General features: G+C 72.2%; 22 protein-coding genes and 2 tRNA genes. 18 read left to right on the top strand and 6 right to left on the bottom strand.

Annotated features, from left to right (window positions below; translation table 11 throughout):
• Positions 1-8 precede the first annotated feature (8 nt).
• Both AB0D04_RS23070 and AB0D04_RS23065 read left to right on the top strand, forming a co-directional pair.
• Complete coding sequence (locus AB0D04_RS23070; protein WP_362706332.1) at positions 9-902, top strand: DUF1963 domain-containing protein; 894 nt, start codon at positions 9-11, stop codon at positions 900-902.
• Positions 903-1,384: 482 nt separating this feature from the next.
• Positions 1,385-3,352 (top strand): bifunctional metallophosphatase/5'-nucleotidase, encoded by a 1,968-nt coding sequence (locus AB0D04_RS23065; RefSeq protein WP_362706329.1) that lies wholly within the window; start codon positions 1,385-1,387, stop codon positions 3,350-3,352.
• Positions 3,353-3,431: 79 nt separating this feature from the next.
• On the opposite strand, the gene AB0D04_RS23060 is transcribed toward AB0D04_RS23065, so the two are convergent.
• Positions 3,432-4,100: a lysophospholipid acyltransferase family protein gene (locus AB0D04_RS23060; RefSeq protein WP_362706326.1), complete on the bottom strand. Its 669-nt coding sequence runs from the start codon at positions 4,098-4,100 to the stop codon at positions 3,432-3,434.
• 325 nt (positions 4,101-4,425) lie between these two features.
• Here AB0D04_RS23060 and AB0D04_RS23055 point away from each other — a divergent pair, with 325 nt between their 5' ends.
• Complete coding sequence (locus AB0D04_RS23055; protein WP_362706323.1) at positions 4,426-5,568, top strand: glycerophosphodiester phosphodiesterase; 1,143 nt, start codon at positions 4,426-4,428, stop codon at positions 5,566-5,568.
• 201 nt (positions 5,569-5,769) lie between these two features.
• Complete coding sequence (locus AB0D04_RS23050; protein WP_362706320.1) at positions 5,770-6,312, top strand: GNAT family N-acetyltransferase; 543 nt, start codon at positions 5,770-5,772, stop codon at positions 6,310-6,312.
• Between the two features lie 52 nt (positions 6,313-6,364).
• Here the strand turns inward: AB0D04_RS23050 and AB0D04_RS23045 are convergent, their stop codons facing one another.
• Positions 6,365-6,814, bottom strand: a complete 450-nt coding sequence (locus tag AB0D04_RS23045) for a hypothetical protein (RefSeq protein WP_362706317.1) — start codon at positions 6,812-6,814, stop codon at positions 6,365-6,367.
• Complete coding sequence (locus AB0D04_RS23040) at positions 6,807-7,175, bottom strand: hypothetical protein (RefSeq protein ID WP_362706314.1); 369 nt, start codon at positions 7,173-7,175, stop codon at positions 6,807-6,809. The genes AB0D04_RS23045 and AB0D04_RS23040 overlap by 8 nt, the downstream gene beginning before the upstream one ends.
• 171 nt (positions 7,176-7,346) lie before the next feature.
• Here AB0D04_RS23040 and AB0D04_RS23035 point away from each other — a divergent pair, with 171 nt between their 5' ends.
• From AB0D04_RS23035 to AB0D04_RS22990, 10 genes are all read left to right on the top strand, one after another.
• Complete coding sequence (locus AB0D04_RS23035) at positions 7,347-7,994, top strand: HAD family hydrolase (RefSeq protein ID WP_362706311.1); 648 nt, start codon at positions 7,347-7,349, stop codon at positions 7,992-7,994.
• A 373-nt stretch (positions 7,995-8,367) separates the two neighbouring features.
• The gene (locus AB0D04_RS23030) at positions 8,368-9,453 is read left to right on the top strand and encodes an ATP-binding cassette domain-containing protein (RefSeq protein ID WP_362706309.1); all 1,086 of its coding nucleotides are present in this window, start codon (positions 8,368-8,370) and stop codon (positions 9,451-9,453) included.
• Positions 9,450-10,184 carry a methionine ABC transporter permease gene (locus AB0D04_RS23025; protein WP_362706306.1) on the top strand — a complete coding sequence of 245 codons (735 nt, stop codon included), beginning with the start codon at positions 9,450-9,452 and terminating at the stop codon, positions 10,182-10,184. Before AB0D04_RS23030 ends, AB0D04_RS23025 begins: the two co-directional genes overlap by 4 nt.
• A gap of 74 nt (positions 10,185-10,258) precedes the next feature.
• Entirely contained in the window at positions 10,259-11,140 is an 882-nt protein-coding gene (locus tag AB0D04_RS23020; protein WP_362706304.1) for a MetQ/NlpA family ABC transporter substrate-binding protein, read from the top strand.
• 199 nt (positions 11,141-11,339) lie between these two features.
• Positions 11,340-11,975: a GNAT family N-acetyltransferase gene (locus AB0D04_RS23015; RefSeq protein ID WP_362706302.1), complete on the top strand. Its 636-nt coding sequence runs from the start codon at positions 11,340-11,342 to the stop codon at positions 11,973-11,975.
• A 142-nt stretch (positions 11,976-12,117) separates the two neighbouring features.
• Complete coding sequence (gene cbiE / locus AB0D04_RS23010) at positions 12,118-13,338, top strand: precorrin-6y C5,15-methyltransferase (decarboxylating) subunit CbiE (protein ID WP_362706300.1); 1,221 nt, start codon at positions 12,118-12,120, stop codon at positions 13,336-13,338.
• 237 nt (positions 13,339-13,575) lie between these two features.
• The gene (cobT, locus tag AB0D04_RS23005) at positions 13,576-17,448 is read left to right on the top strand and encodes a nicotinate-nucleotide--dimethylbenzimidazole phosphoribosyltransferase (protein WP_362706298.1); all 3,873 of its coding nucleotides are present in this window, start codon (positions 13,576-13,578) and stop codon (positions 17,446-17,448) included.
• A 181-nt stretch (positions 17,449-17,629) separates the two neighbouring features.
• Complete coding sequence (gene cobA, locus AB0D04_RS23000; protein ID WP_362706295.1) at positions 17,630-18,877, top strand: uroporphyrinogen-III C-methyltransferase; 1,248 nt, start codon at positions 17,630-17,632, stop codon at positions 18,875-18,877.
• A gap of 53 nt (positions 18,878-18,930) precedes the next feature.
• Entirely contained in the window at positions 18,931-19,746 is an 816-nt protein-coding gene (locus tag AB0D04_RS22995; protein ID WP_362706293.1) for an RNA methyltransferase, read from the top strand.
• 62 nt (positions 19,747-19,808) lie between these two features.
• On the top strand, positions 19,809-20,531 hold the full coding sequence (locus tag AB0D04_RS22990; RefSeq protein ID WP_362706290.1) for a hypothetical protein: 723 nt from the start codon (positions 19,809-19,811) through the stop codon (positions 20,529-20,531).
• Here the strand turns inward: AB0D04_RS22990 and AB0D04_RS22985 are convergent.
• Positions 20,528-21,883 carry a protein kinase gene (locus AB0D04_RS22985; RefSeq protein ID WP_362706287.1) on the bottom strand — a complete coding sequence of 452 codons (1,356 nt, stop codon included), beginning with the start codon at positions 21,881-21,883 and terminating at the stop codon, positions 20,528-20,530. The genes AB0D04_RS22990 and AB0D04_RS22985 overlap by 4 nt on opposite strands.
• A gap of 230 nt (positions 21,884-22,113) precedes the next feature.
• On the opposite strand from AB0D04_RS22985, the gene AB0D04_RS22980 reads away from it, so the two are divergent.
• From AB0D04_RS22980 to AB0D04_RS22965, 4 genes are all read left to right on the top strand, one after another.
• Positions 22,114-22,371 (top strand): hypothetical protein, encoded by a 258-nt coding sequence (locus AB0D04_RS22980; protein ID WP_362706284.1) that lies wholly within the window; start codon positions 22,114-22,116, stop codon positions 22,369-22,371.
• A gap of 185 nt (positions 22,372-22,556) precedes the next feature.
• Positions 22,557-22,727, top strand: coding sequence for a hypothetical protein (locus AB0D04_RS22975; RefSeq protein ID WP_362706282.1), 171 nt, complete (start codon positions 22,557-22,559; stop codon positions 22,725-22,727).
• A 234-nt stretch (positions 22,728-22,961) separates the two neighbouring features.
• Positions 22,962-23,945: a phosphotransferase gene (locus tag AB0D04_RS22970; RefSeq protein WP_362706279.1), complete on the top strand. Its 984-nt coding sequence runs from the start codon at positions 22,962-22,964 to the stop codon at positions 23,943-23,945.
• A gap of 73 nt (positions 23,946-24,018) precedes the next feature.
• Complete coding sequence (locus AB0D04_RS22965) at positions 24,019-24,303, top strand: zf-TFIIB domain-containing protein (protein WP_362706276.1); 285 nt, start codon at positions 24,019-24,021, stop codon at positions 24,301-24,303.
• An 88-nt stretch (positions 24,304-24,391) separates the two neighbouring features.
• On the opposite strand, the gene AB0D04_RS22960 is transcribed toward AB0D04_RS22965, so the two are convergent.
• Positions 24,392-24,463: transfer RNA gene (locus tag AB0D04_RS22960), tRNA-Val, on the bottom strand.
• Positions 24,464-24,497: 34 nt separating this feature from the next.
• Positions 24,498-24,569, bottom strand: a tRNA-Val gene (locus AB0D04_RS22955).
• Positions 24,570-24,640: the final 71 nt, after the last annotated feature.

The following is a 24,640-nucleotide window of genomic DNA, read 5'->3' as shown; positions in this document are numbered from 1 at the left end:
ATGGACCCATGGACTACGAGAGTGCGCTCGCGGACCTCCGCAGGCTGGCCGTCGAGCACGTGGGCGAGCATCTGGGCCCGCAGCTGGCCGCGCTGGCCAGACGCGGGTTCATGCTCAAGCCCGCGAGCGACGACGCCCCGCCGACCGGCCGCTGCCGGGCGGGCGGCCCGGCCCTCCTGGAGCCTGGAACGCCCTGGCCGGAAAACGGGACGGGCATACCCCTGAGCCTGATCGCGGTCCTGGACACCGACGAACTCGCCCCATGGCTCGGCGAGGAACTGCCCACCCCGCTCGGCCTGGTCAACATCTTCATCACGCAGCCGGATCCGCAGTACGCGGACGATCCCCGGTTCGCGCAGAAGACGGGGAAATTCCCGGCGCTCTACGGGTACGACGACGATTCGGACCGCCGCATCGTCCTCGCCGATCCGGCGCGCGCGGTGGAGATACCGGCCCCGGCCCCCGCCACAGTCTTCGGCCGGCGCCCCCTGCACGCCGCCCCGGTCCTGACCCTGCCCTCCTTCGACGGCGACCTGGTGGACCCGGTCCTGGAGACCCTCGACTACCGCGCCGACCCCGAGTTCGACGAGAACGACCTGTTCCCTCCGTACGAACGGCTCATACGGGACCGCTTCAGCGAGGCGTGGCGGGACTACTGCCGGCATGACCTGGGATTCCGGAGAGAGGACGGCTGGTCCGTCTCCGACCAGGCATTCGGCTGGCCGTACATCGACAGCTGGCTGATGGAGGAGAGGGAAGAGGAATACACCCACCTCCTCACGCTCTCGCGGGACGTCCTCTGGCCCTACGGGGACGCATTCGACCGCGTCATGGTCCCCACGAGCGCGCTGCGGAACGGCGCATTCGCCCGTGTGGTGTACGAGGGGGACGGCGTCCACTGACCCGGGCGCGGCGTGCGGGTGCGGGGCCGCCGGAGGTCAGTGGGGGCGGTATCCATGAACCGTCATGGATCCATGAACCCTCGCGGATCCATGAACCCTCACGGATCCATGACCGTGACGGCTCCATGACCGTGACGCACCGGGCAATTGACGAACTGAAAGGGAAGCGACGCCAAGGCCGAATCCGCGGCAATGCACGGAATCCACAGAACCCGTGCCGCCGGAAGAGCAGGTCCTCGCACCCGGCCGGGCCGCCCCTGCGGCGCCTCCGTCCGGAGACATCCGGGTCATGACAGGCGCCTGACGGGCGTGTCCTACGAAGCGCCGCGCCGTGCACCCGCCATGATCCACACGACACGCCCTGGGGGCGACTGTCCCCGGCCGTTCACGCCCGGATGCGTCCTGATGGCCGGCCGTCCCGCACGGCTCGCTTGACTCTCCCGTCGTCCCCCTACGGTCGGCCCGTTCAGGAGAGTGACGCAGTGCGCGACATCGGACGACGGTTCTTCTTCACCGCGGCGGGGGCCATGGCCACCGCGACCGCCATCGGCAGCAACGCCTACGCCAGCGGACACGCCCGCGACGCGGCCACCGCGGACGAATATGTCGATGTCCAGTTGCTCAATATCACCGACCTGCACGGATATCTCCAGGGCGCCCCGGGCGGCAATTCCGTCATTACGGGGGCGGGCGGCAAGGCATACACCGTGGGCGGCGTCGCCTACATGGCGGCCCATTTGGAGCGGCTGCGGGCCGACCGCCGCAACTCCCTCTTCTTCGCACCCGGAGACCTCTTCTCCGGCTGGGAATTCGACGCCTCCTCCTTCGCCGACGAGCCCACCATCGAGGCCCTGAACGCCATGCGCCTGGACTTCGCCTCCGCCGGAAACCACGAATTCGACAAGTCGGCGACGTTCCTCACCTCGCACATGGAAAAGGGCGTCAGCTACCCCGCCGTCGGCCGCGACGACTCCTTCGACGACTCGACCGGCAAGCGCTTCCACGGCGCGAACTTCTCGTACTTCAGCGCCAACATGGTGTGGCACGAGAGCGGCGAGACCGTCCTCCCGCCCTACAACATCGCCTACGTGGACTCCGGCCGCGGCCACAAACTGCCCATCGGCTTCATCCACCTCACCGCCCTCGGCACCGAATCGTTCCCCGGCTCCTACCAGCCGGGCCTGCGCACCCTCGACGAACTGGAAACCGCCAACCGCTGCGCCGCCGAACTGAAGTCCCGCGGCGTCAACGCGATCGTGCTCAGCATGCACGACGGCGCGGTCGCCGGCGGTGACTTCTCCAGTGGCAGCAACCCCTCGGGCCCCGCCTACGAACTGGCGCTCCGGGTCTCCTCGGACATCGACGCCATCGTCACCGGCCACTGGCACTGCGCCTTCACCATGATGCTCCCGGACCCCAAGGGCAACCCCCGCCCGTTCGTCGAAGCGGGCTGCTACGGCCAGCTGATCAACGAGATCAACCTGCGCCTCGACCCCGTCACCGGCCAGGTGATCCGGCCGCTGACCACGGCCACCAACCACCCCAACACCCGCGATGTGACCCAGCACCCCGAGCTGCGGTCGATCGCCGACTACTGGGCCGGCTACGGCACCCGGCGCGCCGCCACCCCGCTCGGCAAACAGACCGCCTCCTTCACCCGCCGGCGCAACGCCGCGGGCGAGAGCACCATGGGCGACCTCGTCGCCGACTGGGCGCTGTGGGCGGGCGGGCAGCCGCACGGCCCGATGGACGACGCCGGCGGCCACCCCAACACCCCCGCCGAACTCTCCGTCATCGCGGTCGCGCCGCGCGTCGGGCAGGCCATCATCGCCGGCGACCTGGTACGTGACGAGGCGTCCGGCGGCACCATCACCCTCGGTACGGCCTGGCGCACCGTCGGCTTCGGCGACCCGATCATGACGGTGACCGTCACCGGCGCCCAGATCCACGACGCGCTGGAGGAGCAGTGGGCGCCCACTGCCGGCGGCGGCCTGGGCTTCGCGCCGCTGGCCGTCTCCGCCAACGTCCGCTACACCTTCGACGCCGCCGGCCCGGTCGGCCGGCGCGTCGACCCCGCCGATGTCCGCATCAACGGCACCGCACTCGACCCGGCCCGCAGCTACCGTCTCGCCGCCCCCTCGTACACCCTCATCAACCAGGACGGCTACAGCGCCTTCTCCGGCTTCACCGCGCCCGTACGGCACACCCGCGACTTCGAGAGTTTCGTGGAATTCGTCCGCACCCGGCAGCAGCTGACGCCCGCCCCGCTGAACCGGGTCGCGGTGAAGAACGCGGGGGTGCCGGGCGCCCGGATCGGCGGCGTCACCGAACGGCCGCAGCTGCAGTCCGACGGCAGCAAGATCCCGCGGCCCGAGGCGGCGCTGCGCACGGCGCTGACCGGCGGTCCCGAGGGCCAGCGTGCGCCCGGCGGCTTCCGGGTGCCGTGCTGACGGCGCGGCAGAACGCAACGGGCCCCGTCCAAGGTGCGGACGGGGCCCGGCGTACGGTTCGTACGGGTCAGGGGGCGGGTCAGGCGGCCCTGGCCTTGGTGGCGTACATGTCGACGTACTCCTGGCCGGACAGCTCCATGACGTCGCTCATCACCTCGTCGGTGACGGCCCGCAGCACATAGCGGTCGCGGTCCATACCGTCGTAGCGGGAGAAGTCCAGCGCCTCGCCGAAGCGCACCGTCACCGGCGCGATGCGCGGCAGGCCCTTGCCGCCGGGCTGCACCTTGTCGGTGCCGATCATCGCGAACGGAACGACGGGGGCGCCGGTCATCAGGGTGAGCCGGGCGATGCCGGTACGGCCGCGGTAGAGGCGGCCGTCGGGGGAGCGGGTGCCCTCGGGGTAGATGCCGAAGACGCTGCCCTCCTCCAGGATCCGGCGGCCGGTCATCAGCGCCGCCACGCCGCCGTGCCCGCCGTCCCGGTCCACCGGGATCATGCCGGAGCTGGTGAAGAACCAGGCCATCAGCCGGCCCTTGAGGCCCTTGCCGGTGACGTACTCGTCCTTGCCGATGAAGTAGACGGGACGCTTGACGAGCAGGCCCAGGAACAGCGAGTCGATGAAGGTGACGTGGTTGCCGGCCAGAATCACGGGCCCGGTCTCCGGAATGCGCTCCATGCCCTCGACCTTCGGGCGGTAAAGGACACGCATGACGAATCCGAGAATCGCCTTCAGCACAATGCGGGACAACGGGTCCTCCGGGTTGTGGCGGTCAACGTCGAGACAGCAGGGAACTCTGCAGCCCAGGACGATACTCGCGGGTCACCTGCGCACGCACATCGGGTTCACAAGGTCGATACGGAGAGTTGACGCACAGTTGATGTGTGTTACCGCCGTGTTCCCTCCGATGTTGACGTGTGTCTGCCCCAAGCCGCCCGTACATGTTTACGATCGGCGGGTGGTTTGGCAGGTGCGGGTCAGGGGAGGTGAGTCCCCCGGACCAGGCCGGACACCCCGGCCCCGACCCCACCGCCTCCCGGAAACCCCGGACTCACCTACCAAGGAGCGCGCACACATGCACAAGCGGCAGCAGCCAGGACGCCGGACACTGCTGGGGGCCGCGGCCCTGGGTGTGGGAGCGGCGGTGTTCGGCGGCGCCGGTCAGGCGAGCGCCCGCACCGTGAGCGGCGGCGGCGCGCCGCAGGAGCTGCCGGTGCCGCTGATCGTCGGCCACCGCGGCGCCAGCGGATACCGTCCCGAGCACACCTTCGGCTCCTACCAGCTCGCCCTCGACATGGGCGCGGACGTCATCGAGCAGGACCTCGTCCCCACCAAGGACGGCCACCTGGTCTGCCGGCACGAGAACGACATCACGGCCACCACCGACGTCTCCGCGCACCCCGAGTTCGCCGGCCGCAAGACCACCAAGACCGTCGACGGAACCAAGCTCACCGGCTGGTTCACCGAGGACTTCACGCTCGCCGAGCTCAAAACGCTGCGGGCCAAGGAGCGCATTCCGGGCACCCGCCAGCACAACACCCTCTACGACGGGCAGTGGGAGGTGCCGACCTTCGAGGAGGTCCTCCGGTGGGCCGAGCGCCAGGGCCGCAAGCGCGGCCGTCCGGTCTGGCTGCACATCGAGACCAAGCACCCCACCTACTTCCGCAAGCTCGGGCTGGGGCTGGAGGAGCGGCTGGCCAAGGCGCTGCGCGCACACGGCCGGCACCGACGCAACTCCCCGAACTTCCTGCAGTCCTTCGAGCCGGGCAGTATCCAGCGGCTGGGCAAGCTCGTCGGCTGCCCCAAGGTCGTCCTGCTGGACGCCCCCGACACGCGGCCGTGGGACTTCGTCGAGGCCGGTGACCCCCGCACCGTCGCCGATCTCATCAAGCCCTCCGGCCTGAAGTGGATCGCGGAATTCGCCCAGGGCATCGGCCCCGCGCTGGACCAGATCATCCCCAGGGACGAGTCGGGCAAGTCCGGTGCGCCCACCTCTCTCGTCAAGGACGCGCACGCCGCCGGCCTGGTCCTGCACCCGTACACGGGCCGCAACGAGAACACCTTCCTGCCCACCGACTACCGCCGCGGCACCGACCCCAACGCCTATGGGGACGCGCTGGGTTATTTCCGGGCGTGCCTGGCCACCGGCCTCGACGGCATGTTCTCCGACAACCCGGACACCGCGCTGCTCGCCGCCGCGGAGTTCCGCAAGCGCTGAGAACGGTCGCGTCGGACCGGCCCCGGCCTCCCCGGACCTCCCGGAATCTCATCTGAGTTGGGAATGTCACAGAGGAGCTTGGGTCGGTCCGCTCCCCATATCCCATATGTCCGCGCACAATGCCCGTTGGCGGAGATTGCCACTGCCACATTCCGGGGAACCCGGAAGCACGCAGCAAACGAAAAGGGGAGGCATACGGGCATGGGCACGAGTGTGACCATCTCTGCGGCGACCGACCAGGATGCCGAGCAGATCCTCAAACTGCAGTACCTCTGCTACCAGCCGGAGGCCGCGCTGTACGACGACTACGGCATTGAGCCGCTCACCCAGAGCCTGGACGCCCTGCGCGCCGAACTGCAAGAGGGGTGCGTGGTGGTGGCCCGGCTCGGCGGGGAGGTCGTCGGGTCCGTACGCGGCACGGTCGACGCGGACGGCACCGCGCGGATCGCCAAGCTCATCGTGCACCCGCGGATGCAGCGGCACGGGCTGGGCGGCCGGCTGCTCGGCGCGGTCGAGGAGCGGCTCGCCGCAGAGTGCTCCGCAAAGCGCTACCGCCTCTTCGCCGGCCACCGCAGCGAGGGCAGTCTGCGGCTCTACCGCAGCCATGGCTATGTGCCGGTCGGTACCGCGAGCCTCAGCCGCAGGCTGAGCGAGATCACCCTGGAGAAGGACCTGGGGAAGGAGCTCGGGAGCGGGCTCGGGAAGGACCTGGCGGCGGCCGAGGTGTCCGTGGCCGGGGCGTAGCCCAAGGACCGGTGCGTGGGCCCGCTGTGGGGGCGGGCCCACGCACCGTATTTCATGCCGTCGTCGTACGGGACCGGCGCAGCCACACCATGCCGGTGACGGGGAGGATGACGGGGATGAAGAGGTAGTCCAGCCCGTAGTCCGACCACACGGTGGCGTCGGGGAAGGCGGACGGGTCGGCCAGCGTCCAGGTGCCGATGCCCAGAACCCCGATCAGCTCCAGCGCGCAGGAGACGACCGCCGCCTTGCGGGCGCCCTCGCCGCCGCGGACCAGCGAGAAGGTGATGAAGCCGTAGACGGCGGCGGAGACCGCCGAGAGGCCGTACGCCAGCGGGGCCACCTGGAACTGCGCGATCAGCTGGTAGAGGGAGCGGGATGCGGCGGCAACAGTGAAGACCCCGTAGACGGTCACCAGGAGGCGGCCGGGGCCGGTGCCCAGGGAGCGCCTCGCGGGGGCGGCCGTGCCGTCCTGTGTCGTCGCGGTGGACGTGGTCTCAGGCACTGCCGCCTCCCCAGATGTCGAACAGCCGGACCTCCAGCACCGCCAGCACGATGGCGCCCGCCGTGACGGTGGCCGAACCCCAGCGGGTGCGCTCCGAGAGGGACATGAACCCGGTCGCCGGAACGCAGGCCGCGGCCCCCAGCAGATAGGCCACAAAGATCGCGGTGCCCTCGTCCGGCGACTGGCCGCGCGCCAACTGCGCGAAACCTGTGACCAGTTGGGCGATGCCGAGCAGCGACACCACGGCCATGCCGATGAAGTGCCAGTCCTTGGTGGGCTGGTCGCGGTAGGTGGCCCAGCCGCACCAGGCGGCCAGTGCGAGTGCGGTCACGGCGACCACAAGGGTCAGCGCGTCGATCACCGGGACCTCCGCGCGGCGCGGTGGTGCGCCGAGGGATTGTGAGGCATGGGCCGATGCTAATCGGCGGCGGGTGGAATCCAATAGGTGCATCGTGAAACGATTCGGTCCGGGGTGGTGGCGGGCGACGGGCGGGCACGTCCGGCCCCACCGTGGCACGTACGCTCCTCAAACATGAAGATCTCCGCTGATGCGCTCCTTTTCGACAATGACGGCACCCTTGTCTCCTCCCTGGAGTCCGTGCAGAGGTGCTGGACCCGCTGGGCGCAGGAATACGGCATCACGCGGGCCGACTTCGCGCGGGTCGAGCTGCACGGCCGGCCGGCGGCCGAGATCGTGGCCGATCTGCTGCCTGCCGACCGGGTGCCCGAGGCGCTGGCCCGTATCGACCAGCTGGAGGTCGAGGACGTCGCGGGCGGGGTCGTCGCGCTGCCGGGCACGCTCGCGCTGCTGGCGGGCCTGCCCGCCGAGAAGTGGGCCGTGGTCACCTCCGCCACCCGGCGGCTGGCCGAGGCCCGGCTGGCCGAGGCCGGGATACGCCCCAAGAACCTGATAGCCGCCGATGACATCAGCCGCGGCAAGCCCGACCCGGAGCCGTTTCTGCTCGCTGCCGAGCGGCTCGGCGTGGACCCGGCCCGCTGTGTGGTCTTCGAGGACGCGCCGGCCGGGCTGAGGGCGGGCCGCGCGGCCGGGATGACGACCGTGGCGTTGACCACAACACACCGTGCGGAGGAGCTGGCCGCGGATGTCGTCGTCGCCGATCTGTCGGCGGTATCCGTGCAGGCCACGGGCGCAACGGTGGAGATCACCGTCGGCGGGTGAGGGGCTGTCCACGGACCGGTCAAGCCTGTCCGGTATCCGGACAGGCTTGATCCGGCCGTACCGCTGTCTGGTTTACTTGCCGCCATGACCACGACGAGCTACCGCACCCCTGCGACCGAGGCGATCACGACGCCCGGTGCTCGTTGCGTGTGTCGAATGTGTGACCGCTGAGGGCCCCCGCCTGAGCCTCGCGCCCCGAAGCGAGACCCTGCTGTGCCACGAGCCGTACGTCATCGACGACGCACCGGCCGCCCCGCGTCACCGGAACCCGAAGCCGGTCCCCATGCCCCCGGGTTCCTCTCTGCCGCACTCGCAAGAATGCCCCGTACCCGGTGGGCGAGCCGCCGGGCACTCGACAGTGACGGAATTCCCTGTGATCACCACAACGGGCCTGACCAAGGTCTACCGTTCAGGAGACCGCGAAGTCACCGCCCTGGACGGCGTCGATCTGCACGTCCGCGAGGGCGAGGTGTACGGCGTCATCGGCCAGAGCGGCGCCGGTAAATCCACCCTCATCCGCTGCCTGAACCTCCTCGAGCGCCCCACCTCCGGCACGGTCACCGTCGCCGGCCAGGACCTGACCGCGCTCGCCGGGCGCGGACAGCGCGCCAACGCCGCGCTGCGGGCCGCCCGCAGCCACATCGGCATGGTCTTCCAGCACTTCAACCTGCTGTCCTCGCGCACCGTCCAGGACAACGTCGAACTGCCCCTGGAAATCCTCAAGGTCGACCGCCGTGAGCGCTCCCGCAAGGCCCTCGAACTGCTGGACCTGGTCGGCCTCGCCGATAAGGCCCAGGCCTACCCCGCCCAGCTCTCCGGCGGCCAGAAGCAGCGCGTCGGCATCGCCCGCGCCCTGGCCGGCGACCCCAAGGTGCTGCTCTCCGACGAGGCCACCAGCGCCCTGGACCCCGAGACCACCCGCTCCATCCTCCAGCTGCTGCGCGACCTCAACCGCCAGCTGGGCCTGACCATCGTGCTCATCACGCACGAGATGGACGTCGTCAAGACGATCTGCGACTCCGCCGCGCTGATGAAGAACGGCCGCGTCGTTGAGCAGGGCACGGTCGCCGAACTGCTGGCCACGCCCGGCTCCGAGCTCGCCCGCGAGCTGTTCCCGGTCGGCGGCGAGCCCTCCGGCGAGGACCGGACCGTCGTCGACATCACCTTCCACGGCTCGGCCGCCACCCGCCCGGTGATCTCCGAGCTGGCCCGCACCTACAACGTCGACATCTCCATCCTCGGTGCCGCCATGGACACCGTCGGCGGCAAGCAGATCGGCCGGATGCGGATCGAACTGCCCGGCCGCTTCGAGGAGAACGTCGTCCCCATCGGCTTCCTGCGCGAGCAGGGGCTGCAGGTCGATGTCGCAGACACCGTCGATGCCGCCGAGGCCGACCCCGTACCCGACCCGGCGATCCCGGCGCCCGCCGCCCCGCTCCAGAAGGAAGGTGCCAAGTGAGCTGGAACGAGATGCAGCCGCTGCTCTACGACAACACGCTCGACACCCTCTTCATGGTGTGGTGGGCGACGTTCTACGCCGTGCTCATCGGCATACCCGCCGGCGTGCTGCTGCATCTGACCGAACGCGGCGCCCTGCTGCAGAACGCCGTGGTGAACAAGGTCCTCGGCGCGGTCGTGAACATCGGACGGTCCTTCCCGTTCCTGATCCTGATCGTCGTCCTGATCCCCTTCACCCGTCTCCTCGTCGGCGTCTCCATCGGCCCCACCGGCGCGGTCGTCCCGCTCGCCATCGCCGCCATCCCCTTCTTCGCCCGCCTCGTCGAGGCCGCACTGCGCGAGGTGGACAAGGGCCTGGTCGAGGCCGCCCAGGCCATGGGCGGCGGCACCTGGACCATCGTCCTCAAGGTGCTGCTCCCGCAGGCACTGCCCGCGCTGGTCGCGGCGGTCACCACCACCGTCATCACGCTGATCGGCTACTCCGCGATCGCCGGCGCGGTCGGCGGCGGCGGCCTCGGCAATCTCGCCTACACCTATGGCTACCAGCAGTACGAGACCGCCCTGATGATCGCCACCGTCGTGGAGCTGATCGTCCTGGTCACCCTCGTGCAGCTGCTGGGCGACCTCGTCGTCCGCCGCCTCGCCGGCCGCGGCACCCGCGCCTCCTCCGTACGCCTCGGCCTGCGCCGCGCCCGTACCCAGGAGCCCGCCGCCGTGGGCGAGGCTGCCTGACCACCCGCACCACCCTGCATCACCCCCGTGAGCCCGGACCCTTTGCCGGGCGGACCACCACGCGCCACCGGCCCGTGAACAAGAAAGAGGCACTCTTCGTGCGCAACACCTTCAAGATCACCGCGGCCGTCGCCGCCGCCTCCGCCGTCGCCCTCGGGGCCTCCGCCTGCAGCGCGCCCTCCGACACCACGGCCAGCACCGACAAGAGCGACAAGAACGCCCCGCTCGTCGTCGCCGCCAGCCCCACCCCGCACGGCGCCATCCTCGACTTCGTCAAGAACAAGCTGGCCGAGAAGGCCGGGCTCAAGCTGGTCGTCAAGCCGTTCAACGACTACAAGATCCCCAACAAGGTCACCGACGACGGCCAGGTCGACGCCAACTTCTTCCAGCACAAGCCGTTCCTGGACACCTTCAACAAGGAGAACGGCACGCACATCGTGCCCGTCCAGAACGTGCTGATCGAGCCGCTGGGCGTCTACTCCAAGAAGCTCGACAAGCTCTCGGACCTCAAGTCCGGCAGCACCGTCTCGGTCCCCAACGACCCGTCCAACGAGGGCCGTGCGCTCAAGCTGCTCGCCGACAACGGCGTGATCACCCTCAAGCCCGGCGTCGGCTCGGAGGCCAAGCTGACCGACGTCAAGGACGACAAGGGCATCAAGATCACCGAGCTGGAGGCCGCCCAGACCGCGCCGCGCATCGACGACGTCGACGCCGCGATCATCAACGGCAACTTCGCCATCGGCGCCCACCTCAAGCCGTCCAAGGACGCGCTGGCCCTGGAGACGGCGAAGGGCAACCCCTACGCCAACTTCCTCGCCGTCAAGAAGGGCAACGAGAACGACCCGCGGGTCAAGAAGCTCGCCAAGCTCCTGAACGCCCCCGAGGTCAAGAAGTTCATCGAGGACAAGTACACGGACGGCTCGGTCATCCCGGCCTTCGGCCCCGCCAAGAGCTGACACCCGTCCACGTGCCGATGGGCCCCGGATCCGCGCAGCGTGCGGGCCGGGGCCCACGTGCGTGGCACATTCCCAGGCAGATGCTGCATGCTGGTGCACTCAAAGACGGTCAAGACGGCCCGTGACCTCACGTGATCTCATGCAGGAACGGCCCGTGACGTCCCCGGGCACGACAAGTCAACGGCGTTGGAGCAGCGGCATGACATCGACCTTTCCGGACATCTCCATCAGCACGGAACGGTTGGTGCTGCGCCCCTTCGAGGAGGGCGACGTACCCGCCCTCGCCGACATGATGACCGACGAACTCGTCACCGCCTGGACCGCCCTGCCCCACCCCTACACCCGCGCCGACGCCCACGCCTGGGCCACCGGCAAGGCCGCCGCCGTACGCACCGAAGGCCGCGGCATCGCCCTGGCCGTCACCGAATTCCTCACCCAGCGCCTGGTCGGTGCCGTCCACCTCGACCGCACCGACTGGCGCATCCGCAGCACCGAGATCGGCTGTGTCACCGCCCCCTGGGCCCGCGGCGAGGGCTACGCCTGCGAGTCCGTCCTCGCCCTCGCGCAATGGCTCTTCCGGGACCAGAGATTCGAACGCATCGAGCTGCGCACCGCCGCCGACAACACCGCCTCCCAGCAGGTCGCCCAGAAGGTCGGCTGCATCAGCGAGGGAGTGCTGCGCAACGCCTGGATAGCCCGCAGCCGCACGGAGGACGGCGGCTGGACGGACATCCGCACCGACCTGATCGTATGGAGCCTGCTGCCCGAGGACCTCGAAGGACTCCCCGGCCGGATGGCCGACGCCAACGGATTCGCCTACCCCGAGTGGAACTGACCCGGCACCCGCGCCGCGGTTCCCACCCGGCGGGGTACCCTCGGCCTGCCGCAGCCCTCGCCACCAGCGAGGACCCCACCACGGCCCGGCACCCCCGCCGCCCCGCCCGCCAACCCACAGCAGCCCCAGGAGACTGACGAGCATGGCCGACCGGGTCACGGTGATCGGATGGGACGGCTCCGCGCTGACCGCCCCCGCCCGCTCCGCCCTCGGCGCCGCGACGCTCGTGGCCGGCGCCGCCCACCACCTCGCACTGCCCGAGGTCCCGCCGACCGCCGAACGCATCCGGCTCGGCAGTGTCACCCTCGCCGCCCGACGCATCGCCCAGCACCGCGGCACCGCCGTCGTCCTCGCCGACGGTGACCCCGGCTTCTTCGGCGTCGTCCGCACCCTCCGCGCCCCCGAGCACGGCCTCGAGGTCGAGGTGGTGCCCGCCGTCTCCTCCGTCGCGACCGCCTTCGCCCGGGCCGGCATGCCCTGGGACGACGCCCAGGTCGTGGTCGCCCACAGCCGCGACCTGCGCCGCGCCGTCAACGTCTGCCGCGCCCACACCAAGGTCGCCGTCCTCACCTCACCCGGCGCCGGGCCCGCCGAACTCGCCCTGCTCCTCGCCGGCGTCCACCGCACCTTCGTCATCTGCGAGGCCCTGGGAACCGACCGGGAGCGGGTGACGGTCCTCACATCCGACAAGGTCGCCGACCATGTCTGGCGCGACCCCAATGTCGTCATCGTCGTCGGCGGCTCACCCGCCGGCGCCGCCGCCCAGGGCACCGGCTGGATCGCCGCCCACGAGGTCGGGCACCCGGCCGGACCGCGCGGCTGGGGACTCCCGGACGGCGCCTACGGCGGCGCCCTCGACGAAGGGGAGTCCATCCAGCTGCGCACCGCCCAACTGGCCCGCCTCGGGCCCCGGGTGGGCGACCTGGTCTGGGACATCGGTACGGGCAGCGGCGCGGCCGCGGTGGAGGCCGCGCGCTTCGGCGCCGCCGTCATCGCGGTGGACGCCGACCCGGACGCCTGCGGGCGCGCCGCCGCCGTCGCCCGCCGCCACGGAGTCCAACTCCAGGTCGTCCAGGGCCGCGCGCCGCAGATCCTGGAGGACCTGCCCGAGCCGGACGTGGTGCGCATCGGCGGCGGGGGAGCGGCCGTCGTCACCGCCTGCGCGGACCGCCGCCCCGAACGGATCGTCACCCACGCCGCCACCCGAGACGAGGCCGAAGCGCTCGGCCGGGCACTGGCCGACGGCGGCTATGAAGTCGAGTGCGCCCTCCTGCAGTCCGTCGACCTCGACACCATGGCCTGGGTCGAACGTGAACGTTCCGTGGTCTTTCTGCTCAGTGGGTATCGCGTTCCTCACCCATGACCTGGAAGGCAACCCGCAGAAGGTAGGCTGGCGGATCGTTGCGCCGCTGTTCCGCGTTCGGGTTAGTACGCCAATATCCGGAAAATGCCGTGGTTTTGGCGGAAAATACAGCTCTAGGGGGCGGACGTGCCGCGCGGCGCGCTCGCTCGTTCTAGCTATCGGGGCGTCGGCGCGTCCCGGTCGAGCGCGTCGCACGAGCGGTTGGAAGGAGCACTAGCAAATGGGCGAGGGGTACGCATGACCGACACCGGCCAGGTCCCGGGCGAGGGACAGCCGGAGAACGCAGGCGGACATCCCGGGCAGCCGCAGCCGGCGGCCGTTCCTTCCCCTGCCGACGCCGGACCGACGCAGCAGCAGGGCATCGCCCCGCAGCCCGACGCGTACTCCTACCTCGAAGGGGCCGACGCCGCCGTCGAGGACGACGATCTGCTGCTGATGCCGGGCGCCCAGGGCGCCTGGAGCGAGCAGCAGGCACAGCCGATGCCGCAGCAGCAGGCCGCACCCGGCCAGAGCGCGCCGATGCCCGTACCGGCCGGTGACCATGAGAGCGGCGGCCGGGACTCCGGTGCGGTCGACGTCAGCGCCGTACGCATCCCGCAGCCCGCCGCACCCCAGCAGGAGCAGGCGCCTGCGGCCGCGCAGCCCGCGCGCCGCCCGCTGCACATGGGCCCGCCCGTCCCGGACCCGCCGACCGGCGGAGTGGTCCGCTCGCTCGCCGACCGCGGCCCCGCCGACACACCGTCACAGACCGTCGGCCGCCATGCGGGACCGCCGGCCACCGGGCCCGAACACCCCGACGCCCAGCCGGCGACTCCCGTCGCCGAGCAGCCGTTGGTGGAGGCAGCGCAGGCGGCGCAGTCCGTCGCGATGCCCCCGTACGGTGAGCAGCCCTACGACGGCCAGCTCTACGCCGAGCAGTCGTACGGCGCCGCCGGCCAGGGCCCGCTGCCGGGTCCCCAGCTGGGCGAGATCCCGTCGCAGATGCCGCCGTGGAACGAGGCTTCGGCGCAGGCCGCCGCGGCCCCGGTTGCCGCACCGGCCGAGCCCGTGGCGTCCGCCCAGGAGGCCCCGCTGCCCGTCGAACAGCCGCCGGCCCAGCCGCTGCCGATGCCGGTCGCGGAGCAGGAGGCCCCGGAGCCGGTGGCGGTCGTCGCGGACGCTGCCGTCGCGCTGGACACCCCTGCCGATGCCGCTGCTGATGCCGATGCTGTCCAGGTGACGGCGCAGGACGTGGCGGCGGACGAGTCTGCGGCAGCTGACGGTCCGGTGGCTGACGCGGCGACAGCCGAGGCGCCGGGACCCGAGGTCGGGACGACCGAGGCAGCTCCGGAGGCTTTCGAGCCCGTCCAGCAGACCCCGCAGGCCGAGGCGCCCGCCGAGGAGCCGCAGGAGGCCGTGGCACCGGCCGAGCAGGTCGAGGCCGTCCAGGCTGCGGAGCCTGCCGAGGCGGTCGAGGTCACGGCGGACGCCGTGGCTGCCGTGGAGGCCGTGGAGGCCGTCCAGGAGACCCCGGCCGAAGCGCCCGTCGAAGCCCCTGCGGAAGTCCCTGTCGAGGCACAGCCGGTCGCCGCCCCCGAAGCGGAAGCCGTGAGCGAAGCCGTAACGGAAGCGGACGCCGCCCCCGAAGCGGACGTTCCGGTAGCGGATGTCCCGGAAGCGCCTGCCGCTCCCGAAGCGGACGCCCCCGAAGCCGACCAGGCGCCGCAGGCCGAGGCCCGGCCCGAGCCCGTCGAACAGCCGCAGCCCGCTGAGGCAGCCGAGCCCGGGCCCGAGGCGGCTCCCGTGGCCGACGCCGCCCCGATGCCCGTCGACGCTCCGCAGGGCCCGATCGCCCTGCCCGCCCCGGCGAGCGCCACGCCCCCGGAGGAGCCCCTCATAGAGCAGCCCGAGGAGCAGCTCCCGGCCGCCGGACTCCCGCAGCCCGCCGAGGCCGAGGAGCCCCCGGCCGGCGAACAGGCCGCGCCGCAGGGCCAGGAAACTCCCGCCGAGCCCGCCGCCGACACCCCGGCAGCGCAGCCCGCACCGCCCGCCGCCGACGACCTCGGCATGGCGAACGACCCCGGCGCCGAGGGCACGGACACGGCCGCGGCGGCACAGGCCACCGAGCCCGCCGAGCCTGTCGCGGACACCGGGCCCGAGCCCGTCGAACTGCAGCCCGCCGCCGTCCACATCCCGGCCCAGGCCGCCGTCGAACCGGCCCCGGACACCCAGCCGGCCGCGGCCGAGCCCTCCGAGGGCCGTCCCCACCAGCAGGACGCCGCCGAACTCGTACAGCTCGGCGAGGGCCAGGAGGACGACCAGCCGCAGGTTGCGGCGGACGAAGCCGAGGCCGCGCCCGAGGCCCCCGAGGCCGACGCCGACCCGGCACCCCAGGGCGCCCCCGCCGCCGGATACGACGACTCCGAGCGCGCCGCGGTCCACCGCGTGATGCGCGAGCGCCGCGACATCCGCAACGGCTTCCGCAGCGACCCGATCCCCAACGACGTCCTGCTGCGCGTCCTGGAGGCGGCCCACACCGCCCCCAGCGTCGGCCACTCCCAGCCCTGGGACTTCGTCGTCATCCGCTCGGACGAGACCCGCGAGCGGATGCACCAGCTCGCGACGGCGCAGCGCGACGCCTACGCCAAGTCGCTGCCCAAGGCCCGCGCCAAGCAGTTCCGCGAGCTGAAGATCGAGGCGATCCTCGAGACGCCGGTGAACATCGTCGTCACCGCCGACCCGACCCGCGGCGGCCGGCACACCCTCGGCCGGCACACCCAGCCGCAGATGGCCCCGTACTCCTCCGCGCTCGCCGTCGAGAACCTCTGGCTCGCCGCCCGCGCCGAGGGCCTGGGCGTGGGCTGGGTCAGCTTCTTCGACGAGCGCGAGATGGTCCGCGAACTGGGCCTGCCCGAGCACCTCGAGGTCGTCGCCTACCTCTGCGTCGGTTTCGTCGACGAGTTCCCCGACGAGCCCGAGCTGCTGCAGGCCGGCTGGTCCAAGCGCCGCCCGCTGTCCTGGGTCGTCCACGAGGAGACGTACGGCCGCCGTGCGCTGCCCGGCGAGGACCCGCACGACCTCCTCCAGGAGACCCTGCAGGGCATCCGCCCGCTGGACGCCAAGGCGCTCGGCGAGGCCTGGGAGCGGCAGAAGCGGATGACCAAGCCCGCCGGGGCGCTGGGCATGCTGGAGATCATCTCCGCCCAGCTGTGCGGGCTGTCCCGCAAGTGCCCGCCGCCGATCCCCGAGCCCGCCGCCGTGGCGGTCTTCGCGGGCGACCACGGCGTGCACGCCCAGGGCGTGACCCCCTGGCCCCAGGAGGTCACCGGCCAGATGGTCGCCAACTTCCTGGGCGGCGGCGCGGTCTGCAACGCCTTCGCCAACCAGGTCGGCGCCGAGGTCTGCGTCGTGGACGTCGGCGTGGCCGGGGAACTCCCCGCCACCCCGGGCCTGCTGCCGCGCAAGGTGCGGCCCGGCACCGCCGACTTCACCGCGGGCCCGGCGATGACCCAGGAGGACGTCTTCAAGGCCATCGAGGTCGGCATCGAGACCGCCCGCGACCTCGTCGCGGCGGGCAACAAGGCGCTGCTGACCGGCGAGATGGGCATCGCCAACACCACCACCTCGGCCGCCCTGATCTCCGTCTACACCGGCGCCGACCCGGTCGAGGTCACCGGCCGCGGCACCGGCATCAACGACGAGACGCACGCCCGCAAGGTCGATGTCGTCCGCCGCGCGCTGGAACTCCACCAGCCCGACCCGGCCGACCCCATCGGCGTCCTCACCGCGGTCGGCGGCCTGGAGCACGCCGCCCTCGTCGGCCTGATCCTCGGTGGCGCCTCCCTGCGTACGCCGGTGATCCTGGACGGTGTCAGCGCCGGCGCCGCCGCCCTGGTGGCCCGCGCCATCGCCCCCGAGGCGCTGGCCGCCTGCATCGCCGGCCACCGCAGCGCCGAGCCCGGCCATGTCGCGGCCCTGACCAAGCTCGGCCTGCGCCCGCTGGTCGACCTGGACCTGCGCCTCGGCGAGGGCACCGGCGCCCTGCTCGCGCTCCCGCTGGTGCAGAGCGCCGCCCGCGCCATGCACGAGGTCGCCACCTTCGACTCCGCCGGAGTCACGGAGAAGAGCTGAGTGACGGAGAAGACCTGATCAGGGCACGACCTCCGCATGACCCCCGGCCCGCAGCCCCATAGGCTGTGGGCCGGGGCACTACCCCTCACCCGGTGCCCCTGGCCGTACCACCAGCCGCTCCAGAGCCGCAGCGGCAGCTCGTCGCCGAATACGCACCACCCGCACAAGGAGCCGTATCACCATGGCTGAGCATGTCGCCGAACACGCCGCCTACCCCGTCGGACTGCGGCTGTCCGGCCGCCGTGTGGTTGTCCTGGGGGCCGGCCAGGTCGCCCAGCGCCGCCTCCCCTCGCTGATCGCCGCGGGTGCGGACATCGTCCTGATCTCCCCGTCCGCCACCCCCTCCGTCGAGGCGATGGCCGACACCGGCGAGATCCGCTGGGAGCGCCGCCGCTACCAGGACGGCGACCTCGCCGACGCCTGGTACGCGCTGATCTCCACCGACGACCCCGAGGCCAACGCCGCCGCCTCCCAGGAGGCCGAGGCCCGCCGGGTGTGGTGCGTACGCTCCGACGACGCCGCGGCCGCCACCGCCTGGACCCCGGCCACCGGCCGCAGCGAGGGCGTCACCGTCGCGGTCCTCACCGGCCAGGACCCGCGCCGCTCGGCCGCCGTACGCGACGCCATCGTCGAGGGCCTGCGCGACGGCAGCCTCGCCGCCCCGCACCACCGTCGCCCGCACACCCCCGGCGTCGCCCTGGTCGGCGGCGGGCCCGGCGACCCCGACCTGATCACCGTCCGCGGCCGCCGCCTCCTCGCCGAGGCCGATGTCGTCATCGCCGACCGCCTCGGCCCCCGCGACCTCCTCGCCGAGCTGCCGCCACATGTCGAGGTCATCGACGCCGCCAAGATCCCCTACGGCCGCTTCATGGCCCAGGAAGCGATCAACCACGCCCTGATCGAGCACGCCAAGGCCGGCAAGGCCGTGGTCCGCCTCAAGGGCGGCGACCCGTTCGTCTTCGGCCGCGGCATGGAAGAGGCCCAGGCGCTCGCCGCGGCCGGCATCCCCTGCACGGTCGTGCCCGGCATCTCCAGCACCATCTCGGTCCCCGGCGCCGCCGGCATCCCCGTCACCCACCGGGGCGTCGCCCATGAATTCACCGTCGTCAGCGGCCATGTCGCCCCCGACGACGAGCGCTCGCTGGTCGACTGGCCCTCGCTCGCGAAGCTGCGCGGCACCCTCGTCGTCCTGATGGGCGTGGAGAACAGCGGCGCCATTGCCGCCAAGCTCATCGCCCACGGCCGCCCCGCCGACACCCCCGCGGCCGTCATCCAGGAGGGCACCACCGCAACCCAGCGCCGCGTCGACGCCACCCTGGCCACCCTCGGCGAGACCGTACGGGCCGAAGGCGTACGCCCCCCGGCGGTGATCGTCATCGGCGACGTCGTCACCGTGGGCACCGCACCCACCGCAGGTAACCCCGGGTAACAGACTCTCTCCCCGGCATTGGCACCTCCACACCGACAAGGCACTATCTCCCCGTGGCAGAAATCATCACCGTCGATGACCCGGACGACCCGCGGCTGGCCGACTACACCGGCCTGACCGATGTCGAGCTGCGGCGCCGGCGCGAGCCCGCCGAAGGGCTCTTCATCGCCGAGGGCGAGAAGGTCATCCGGCGCGCCAAGCACGCCGGGTACGAGATGCGGTCCATGCTGCTGTCGGCCAAGTGGGTCGACGTCATGCGGGATGTCATCGACGAAGTCCCGGCCCCGGTCTACGCCGTGAGCCCCGACCTCGCCGAGCGGGTGACGGGCTATCACGTCCACCGCGGCGCCCTGGCCTCCATGCAGCGCAAGCCGCTGCCCGCGCCCGCCGAACTCCTCGCCGGGGCGCGCCGCATCGTGGTCATGGAAGCCGTCAACGACCACACCAACATCGGCGCGATCTTCCGCAGCGCCGCGGCGCTCGGCATGGACGCGGTGCTGCTCTCCCCGGACTGCGCCGATCCGCTCTACCGCCGCTCGGTGAAGGTCTCCATGGGCGCGGTGTTCTCCGTCCCCTACGCCCGCCTCGAGAGCTGGCCCCGCGACCTCGCCACCGTCCGGGGAGCCGGCTTCAAGCTCCTCGCGCTCACCCCGTCCGACAAGGCCACCGCCATCGACGAGGCCGCCCCGCACACCCTGGAGCGGGCCGCCCTGATGCTCGGCGCGGAGGGCGGCGGCCTCACGACGGGCGCCCTGCGGGCCGCCGACGAATGGGTGCGCATCCCGATGGCACACGGCGTGGACTCACTGAACGTCGGAGCGGCCGCCGCGGTCGCCTTCTACGCGGTGGCGGCCGGCCGGGCCGCATAGGCGGTGGCGCTATGGTGCTCGCCGACCTGGAAAGATGACCATTCAACGGGGGACCGATCGGCGTGGCCGCAATACTGTTCAACCTGACGACCGCAGCGTTGATGGTGCTGATGTTCAAGAGTGGCCTGGCGCTCATCGGTGAGGGCACCGTCCGCCGGCGGCCGGTCCCCTGGGCGGCCGTCGCCCTCACGGCCGTGGCGGTCGGCGGGGTGGTGCTTCAGCACACCTGGTCCGGGGCGATGGACGCGCTCGACGGCGACCCGCGCAAGACCGGCTGGTGGCGGGTGGCGACCTCGGTCTTCCTGCAGAACGGCGGACTCTTCGGCGCCGCCTGGAACATCGTCACCCTCGCGGTCGTCGCCGCGCTGGCGCAGTGGTTCTGGCGCGGCCCGTCCATGCTGGCACTCTTCGCCGCCGGGATCCTGCTTCCCCAGCACATCGACGCGCTGTTCGGCGAAACCGCCCGCAGCACCGACCCGCGCAACTTCGCCGGCAGCTCCGGCGCGACGTACTTCCTGGCCGCCACACTCGCGGCGGCACTCCTGCTGACCAGCGACAAGACCAAGGAGCGCCTGCTGGCGCTGAGCGTGCCCGCAGCCGGTCTGGCGATGTGGCTGGCCCAGGACAACGGTCACGGCCTGGTGGTCGTCTACGGCTCCCTGCTCGGCGCGGCGGTCCTGCCGCTTGCCCGCCGCCTGCCGCACCGCGCCGCGCCGGTCGCATCCGCCCCGACGGACGGATCCCCGACCGCGCCGGCCCAGGGCGGGGAGACCGCGCTCCCCTAACGGTTCCGTGCGACCGACCCCGGGGGAGCGTCCGCGTCCCCGTACGTGGCCACCGCCACCTGCCGTCCCCCGCCCAGGCCTCGGGCCGGCCCCTGGCACCCCTGCGCCGCCGCGATACCCAGCGCCACCAGCAGCGTCACCACCACGAACACAATGACCCGCTGCCGCAGCAGCCGGCGGTCGGGACCGGGGCGGCGGCCCGACGCCGTACGGACCGGGGTGCGTGAACCGTTTCGCCCCGTGGGCCGCGCCGCCGGGACCCGCCCCGCACCGCGTCCGCCGGTCCGCGGGTTCGTGCCCTTGGTGCCCTTCGTGCCCGATGCCGGTCCCGTTCCGGAGGACCGGGACGTCGACTCGCGCGGTGCCGGAGGCCGGGAGGCATGCGGATGCGGCGGGGGAGTGCCCGCCGTCCGCCGCTCGGTGCGCTGCCGCGCGTACTCCTCGGCGCGCGCTCCCGTGGGCCGCCCCGCCGGACGGCGCTCCATCCGCTCCCAGCCCGCCCCGCTGTCCGCGGGATCGCCCGACAGCCCGTGCGCCTCGCGGGCCGCGATCTCCTTGAGCCGCAGCGACAGCGACAGGGTGCTCGGGCGGTCCGCCGGGTCCTTGGCGAGGCAGGTCGCCAGCAGCGGCGCCAGCGCATCCGGCACCCCGGCCAGCTGCGCCTCCTCATGGACCACCCGGTAGAGCATGACCTCCGAACTGCCCTGCCCGAAGGGCGAGTCCGCGGTGCAGGCGTACGCGAGGGTGGCGCCCAGCGCGAAGATGTCCGTCGCGGGCGTCACCGCGGCGCCGCGCACCTGCTCCGGCGCCAGAAAGCCCGGCGAGCCGACGGCCGTACCGACATGCGTCAGCGTGCTGGCGCCGGTCGCCCAGGCGATACCGAAGTCGATGATCCGGGGGCCCTTGGGCGACAGCAGAATGTTGGACGGCTTCAGATCGCGGTGCACCACGCCCGCGTCATGGACGGCCAGCAGTCCCTCGGACAGCGCCGCGCCCACGGAGGCGACCTGCGCCGGGGACAGCGGCCCCTCCTCATTGACCTTGTCGTGCAGCGAGGGCCCCGGTACGTACTGCGTGGCGAACCAGGGGCGGTCCGCGTCCAGATCGGCCGCCACCAGCCGTGCCGTACAGCCGCCGCGGATCCGCCGGGCCGCCGACACCTCGCGCGCGAACCGCGACCGGAACTCCTGATCCTCCGCCAGATCCGGCCGGATCACCTTCAGCGCCACCCGCTGCCCGCGCTTGTCCGAGCCCAGATAGACCACGCCCATCCCGCCCGCGCCGAGCCGGCGGTGCAGCCGGAACGTCCCGACGACACGCGGGTCCTCGCGTCGGAGCCGCATCATCGCCATGTCCGTCGTCCCCTACCTGCGGTGGGGGAGGCCCCACTCCGCTGCCAACCGTCTGACGTGGCACAGCTTACGGATTGACGGCTCGCTGTGCGCAGAGGCCGCGCATGCGTCGGCAACCGGATTGTCAGTGGCGGGTGCGATCCTTCAAGTGCGGGAGGGAACCGGCCGCGGCGCGGCCCGACTTCCCGTGCGAGATCTCAATGATCCGTCGCATAAGGGGGTTTGACGCCATGAAAGGTGATCGGGTCGAGATAGTCGTGGATGCCGTGGACACCACCAAGGCCTACGAGGTGGTGGCGAGCCGGGCGGGGCGCAGGGTGGAGACGGCGGTGCGCAGAGGAGTGGTCGAAGTGAGCGAAGTCACCCGAGCGGGATCGGTGGTGCGTACGGCCCGGTTCATGGCCAACAGGGTCCTCGCACTGGTCGAGCATCCGGTGGCACGGGCGGACGAATCCGAGCGTCCTCTCGGGGATGTCCCCAGGTCCTAGTCCCGCGCTCTCCACCCAGAGGAGTACGCCGGGCGCCCTCCCGTCATCCTCCTGGAGGCCAGGAATCGGTACGACGGCATGACGCCGGGCGCCCGCCGCGTGCCTACTGTGGTCTCCAAGCGGCGGGCGCAGCACTCGTCCCCCGAGGTCAGACGCCCGCCGCCCCACACGACAGGAGCGGCTCGATGGCGGACACCCCAGGACGGACGGCCGAGGGCCGGTCCTCCGGTACCCGCCATCCCCTGGTCGCCGTGGCCATGGTGCTGCCGCTGGCGATACTCCTGACCGTGGTCTTCGGCGGCTGGGAAGCCGTCGTCACACAGGCGTCGTCCGTGGTCGGAATTCTGGGGCGCTGAGCGGCGCCCCGGTCCCGGGAGAGCGGTCCGGGACGGGGACCTCCGGCCAAAACCCCGTGGGGACGGGGGTGCGGCGGACGGCAGGAATGGCCGGGCATCTGGGGAGATGCCCGGCCATCAAGCTTTTCCGCGCAGGTCACTCCCGTACGGGGCGGAACCGGGCGTACGATCCCAGGCCGGGCCGCCCACGGCCCGTACCGCCGGCATCACGCGCACGCAGGACTCGGGGGCCGCATGACCACCACGACACCACTGCTGCGCCGCCTCGCCGCCCTCTCCGCGCCGGCCTCCCCGGGGCCCGCCCCCGAGGTCCTCGCCGACCGCCCCGACAGCACGGTCGTCCGCAGCGGCCGTACGGTCGCCAAGGCCCACGCCCCCGACTGCGACCCGCACGACCTGGCCGTCCGGCTCCGTATCGCCGCCCACCCCCTCCTGAACGGCACCCTGCTGCCCCCGCTCCCGGTCACCGCCCCCGACGGCCTGCTCACCCGCACCGAGGACGGCCGCGCCCTCACGCGCTGGCCCTACGGCACCCCGGTCGCCCCCGACGACCCCGATGCCGCGCCCTGGGAAGACGCCGCCCGCCTGCTGGCCCGGCTGCACTCCGTGGAGGTGCGCCAACTCCCCGGCCCCGTCCCGCCGATGCGCGGCCCCGCCAAGGCCGCCCGCGCGCTGTCCCGTATGCGCACCGCACTCGCCCCCGGCAGCCACTCCGCGTCCCTTTCCGCGGCCGCCGACGCCGTCGCCCGCGCCTGGACCCTGCTCCCGCCCTGGGCCCGCGCCGCCGCCCCGCCGCCCCGTACGGACCTCCTCTGCCACGGCGATCTGCACCTCGGCCAGCTCGTCCGCCACCCGGCCCCCGACGGCCGATGGCTCCTGATCGACATCGACGACCTCGGCCTGGGCGACGGTGCCTGGGATCTGGCCCGCCCCGCCGCCTGGTTCGCCACCGGCCTGCTCGCCCCGGACATCTGGGGGCGTTTCCTGGCCGCCTACCGCGCCGCCGACGGCCGCGCCCTACACCCCGACGGCGACCCGTGGGCCCGCCTCGAGATCCCCGCCCGCGCCCTGACCGTACAGACCGCCGCCCTCGCCGTCGCCAAGGCCGCCACCGCATCCCGCCCGCTGGACGAGATCGAGACCGCGGTCATCGACGCCTGCGCCCGGATGACGTCCCTGCCACCCCAGTTGGCGCCCGCCGTCCCCGTCGTAGGGTGAACACCTCGCCGCCGGGAGCGCGTTCCGGCGGCACCGCAGCGAACAGCCGTCAGTGACAGGAGCTGAGCCGACGATGCAGTGCCCCAAGTGCCATGCACCGATGCATACCTACAACCGCAACGGCGTCCAGATCGAGCAGTGCGCCGGCTGCCGGGGGATCTTCCTGGACTACGGTGAGCTGGAGTCGCTGAGCCGCCTCGAGTCGCAGTGGCTGCAGCAGGCCCCGCCCCCGCCGCCCGCCCCGCAGGCCTACCCCGCCGCCCCCGCCTGGGGCGCCCCGCACCAGGGACAGCACGGTCATCACGGACACCACGGCCATCACCAGCGCAGCTTCGGCCGCATGCTGTTCTCTTCCTGATACAACGACCGCCGGCACCAGAACGTGCACAACGGCCTGCACAACGACCGAGGGCCGGAGCAATCGCTCCGGCCCTCGGCTTCATGTGTGGACGATACTGGGATTGAACCAGTGACCTCTTCCGTGTCAGGGAAGCGCTCTCCCGCTGAGCTAATCGTCCTCGGGACCGCGGCAAGAAGCCGCGGCGTGCTGCGTGCGCGATACTGGGATTGAACCAGTGACCTCTTCCGTGTCAGGGAAGCGCTCTCCCGCTGAGCTAATCGCGCGGGGGCCCGTTGAAACCGGGCCAGTGGACGATACTGGGATTGAACCAGTGACCTCTTCCGTGTCAGGGAAG

It is taken from the genome of Streptomyces sp. NPDC048483 (assembly GCF_040651455.1).
Classification (GTDB): domain Bacteria; phylum Actinomycetota; class Actinomycetes; order Streptomycetales; family Streptomycetaceae; genus Streptomyces.
The sequence above is the reverse complement of the archived record's forward strand: the minus strand, read 5'-3'. Positions and strand labels throughout refer to the sequence as shown.